This window comes from Alcanivorax sp. HI0044, from assembly GCF_001634945.1.
The window spans coordinates 1-780 of sequence record NZ_LWEZ01001931.1; the positions used below are offsets into that span (position 1 = coordinate 1).

A 780-nucleotide genomic window follows, 5' to 3' on the forward strand; every position below is an offset into this window, starting at 1 on the left:
GGGTGATTTATGGCTGGTTGTCACGCTGTTTGCATCAGCGCTTCTCCGGCCAGCAGAGCGCCGACGCATCCCTGGCTCCACTGCTGGAGCGACTCAGCAAGGCGGTGCCACCGGCGCGTTTGTTGCGGGCTGCCCAGCGGGTGCTGGAAGGGCGCCGCGCCTTGCTGTCCGGGGCCAACCCCAACAAGGAATTGCTGTACGAGCAGTGGTTGCTGGTGCTGGTGGGCGTTGACGCTGCGGCAGCAGCGCACTAACCTTGAACCGACTGTTCAAAGATTAATAATAATTTCGTAAGAGGCTCGTTCATGAAAATGCCCGGCGGTCGTAGTGGCATTCTGTCGCTTTCCATCAAAGACAAAGCGGTGCTGTACTCGGCCTACATGCCTTTCATTACCAATGGCGGCCTGTTTATTCCCACCGAAAAGCAATACAAGCTGGGAGAAGAAATCTTCCTGCTGCTCAATATCATGGACGAAGCCGACAAGATTCCGGTGGCGGGCAAGGTGATCTGGATCACGCCCAAAGGCGCTCAAGGTAACCGTAGTGCCGGGATCGGCGTGCAGTTCTCTGACCAGGATGACACTGCCCGCGTCACCATCGAAAATCACCTGGCAGGCTCGCTGGAATCGGATCGACCGACGCATACGATGTAGAACGCCGGACGCCGGACGCCGGACGCCGGACGCCGGACGCCGGACGCCGGACGCCGGACGCCGGACGCTAGAAGCTAGAAGCTAGAAGCTAGAAGCTAGAAGCTAGAAGCTAGAAGCTAGAAGCTAA

General features: G+C 58.3%; 2 protein-coding genes. Both read left to right on the top strand.

All coding sequences use genetic code 11. The features are described 5' to 3' along the window. A partial coding sequence (locus tag A3730_RS28660) for a DNA polymerase III subunit delta' C-terminal domain-containing protein (protein ID WP_304439547.1) occupies positions 1-254 on the top strand: 254 nt, incomplete at its 5' end. Positions 255-305: 51 nt separating this feature from the next. Then, on the top strand, positions 306-653 hold the full coding sequence (locus A3730_RS28665; RefSeq protein ID WP_007148593.1) for a PilZ domain-containing protein: 348 nt from the start codon (positions 306-308) through the stop codon (positions 651-653). The last annotated feature ends 127 nt before the right edge of the window (positions 654-780 follow it).